The organism is Cupriavidus numazuensis (assembly GCF_905397435.1).
GTDB classification, from domain to species: Bacteria; Pseudomonadota; Gammaproteobacteria; order Burkholderiales; family Burkholderiaceae; genus Cupriavidus; species Cupriavidus numazuensis.
This window is the reverse complement of sequence record NZ_CAJPVI010000135.1, coordinates 1-2,818: the sequence shown is the minus strand read 5'-3', so window position 1 is coordinate 2,818 and position 2,818 is coordinate 1. Positions and strand designations below refer to the sequence as shown.

Genomic DNA, 2,818 nt, shown 5'->3' with positions numbered 1-2,818 from the left:
TATAAGAGCCTGGCGATGACCTACTTTCACACGGGAATCCGCACTATCATCGGCGCGGAGCTGTTTCACGGACCTGTTCGGGATGGGAAGGGGTGGTTCCAGCTCGCTATGGTCACCAGGCATGAGGGGTTGTGGCGTTGGGGTTGAGGCCAACGTCACGAATAGGGATGTAGTCTTGGGTACTGCAGAATTGGGTTGTGCGTATCGTGGCACAAGGCGATTCACTCACCAGGCTAAAACACACTGGTTATAGGATCAAGCCTTACGGGCAATTAGTACTGGTTAGCTTAACGCATTACTGCGCTTCCACACCCAGCCTATCAACGTCCTGGTCTCGAACGACCCTTCAAGGAGGTCAAGCCTCCAGGGAATCCTCATCTTCAGGCGAGTTTCCCGCTTAGATGCTTTCAGCGGTTATCTCTTCCGTACATAGCTACCCTGCGATGCCTCTGGCGAGACAACAGGTACACCAGCGGTACGTCCACTCCGGTCCTCTCGTACTAGGAGCAGCCCCCGTCAAGATTCCAACGCCCACGGCAGATAGGGACCAAACTGTCTCACGACGTTTTAAACCCAGCTCACGTACCTCTTTAAATGGCGAACAGCCATACCCTTGGGACCGGCTACAGCCCCAGGATGAGATGAGCCGACATCGAGGTGCCAAACACCGCCGTCGATATGAACTCTTGGGCGGTATCAGCCTGTTATCCCCAGAGTACCTTTTATCCGTTGAGCGATGGCCCTTCCATTCAGAACCACCGGATCACTATGTCCTGCTTTCGCACCTGCTCGACTTGTCGGTCTCGCAGTTAAGCACGCTTTTGCCATTGCACTTTAGGTACGATGTCCGACCGTACCAAGCGTACCTTCGAACTCCTCCGTTACACTTTGGGAGGAGACCGCCCCAGTCAAACTGCCTACCATGCACTGTCCCCGACCCGGATTCACGGGCCAAGGTTAGAACCTCAAACAAACCAGGGTGGTATTTCAAGGACGGCTCCACGTGAACTAGCGTCCACGCTTCAAAGCCTCCCACCTATCCTACACAGATCGGTTCAAAGTCCAATGCAAAGCTACAGTAAAGGTTCATGGGGTCTTTCCGTCTAGCCGCGGGGAGATTGCATCATCACAAACACTTCAACTTCGCTGAGTCTCGGGAGGAGACAGTGTGGCCATCGTTACGCCATTCGTGCAGGTCGGAACTTACCCGACAAGGAATTTCGCTACCTTAGGACCGTTATAGTTACGGCCGCCGTTTACCGGGACTTCAATCAAGAGCTTGCACCCCATCATTTAATCTTCCGGCACCGGGCAGGCGTCACACCCTATACGTCCACTTTCGTGTTTGCAGAGTGCTGTGTTTTTATTAAACAGTCGCAGCCACCATTTTATTGCAACCCCTTCACCCTTCTGGCGCAGGCCAGTCAAGCTACCAGGGCGTACCTTATCCCGAAGTTACGGTACCAATTTGCCGAGTTCCTTCTCCCGAGTTCTCTCAAGCGCCTTAGAATACTCATCTCGCCCACCTGTGTCGGTTTGCGGTACGGTCTCGTATGACTGAAGCTTAGAGGCTTTTCTTGGAACCACTTCCAATTGCTTCGCAGCACTAGGCCGCTCGCCCCACATCCTTGAATTCCGCGCCCGGATTTGCCTAAGCGCCTTCTCCAATGCAGGGACCGGGACTTCCAACACCCGGACAACCTTCCGCGATCCGTCCCCCCATCGCATCATACGACGGTGCAGGAATATTAACCTGCTTCCCATCAGCTACGCATCTCTGCCTCGCCTTAGGGGCCGACTCACCCTACGCCGATGAACGTTGCGTAGGAAACCTTGGGCTTACGGCGAGGGGGCCTTTCACCCCCTTTATCGCTACTCATGTCAGCATTCGCACTTCCGATACCTCCAGCATCCTTTACAAGACACCTTCACAGGCTTACGGAACGCTCTCCTACCACGCACATTACTGTGCGTCCGCAGCTTCGGTGACTGGCTTAGCCCCGTTACATCTTCCGCGCAGGACGACTCGATCAGTGAGCTATTACGCTTTCTTTAAAGGGTGGCTGCTTCTAAGCCAACCTCCTGACTGTTTTAGCCTTCCCACTTCGTTTCCCACTTAGCCAATCTTGGGGACCTTAGCTGGCGGTCTGGGTTGTTTCCCTCTTGACACCGGACGTTAGCACCCGATGTCTGTCTCCCGTGATTGCACTCTTCGGTATTCGGAGTTTGCTATGGCGGGGTAATCAGCAATAGACCCCCCAACCATGACAGTGCTCTACCCCCGAAGGTGACACACGAGGCACTACCTAAATAGTTTTCGGAGAGAACCAGCTATTTCCAGATTTGTTTAGCCTTTCACCCCTATCCACAGCTCATCCCCTAACTTTTCAACGTTAGTGGGTTCGGTCCTCCAGTACGTGTTACCGCACCTTCAACCTGGCCATGGATAGATCATCTGGTTTCGGGTCTACACCCAGCGACTAATCGCCCTGTTCGGACTCGCTTTCGCTACGCCTGCCCTAATCGGTTAAGCTCGCCACTGAATGTAAGTCGCTGACCCATTATACAAAAGGTACGCCGTCACCCCTTACGAGGCTCCGACTGTTTGTATGCATGCGGTTTCAGGATCTATTTCACTCCCCTCCCGGGGTTCTTTTCGCCTTTCCCTCACGGTACTGGTTCACTATCGGTCGATCACGAGTATTTAGCCTTGGAGGATGGTCCCCCCATCTTCAGACAGGATTTCACGTGTCCCGCCCTACTTGTCGTACACCTAGTTCCACAACGCTGTTTTCGCATACAGGGCTATCACCTGCTA

Annotated in this window: 2 rRNA genes; both read right to left on the bottom strand. The window is 53.7% G+C overall.

The features are described 5' to 3' along the window. Positions 1-7: 7 nt before the first annotated feature. Positions 8-120 (bottom strand): 5S ribosomal RNA (gene rrf / locus KHO41_RS40790). A 131-nt stretch (positions 121-251) separates the two neighbouring features. Beyond that, positions 252-2,818: ribosomal RNA gene (locus tag KHO41_RS40785) — 23S ribosomal RNA — on the bottom strand; the annotation flags it as partial.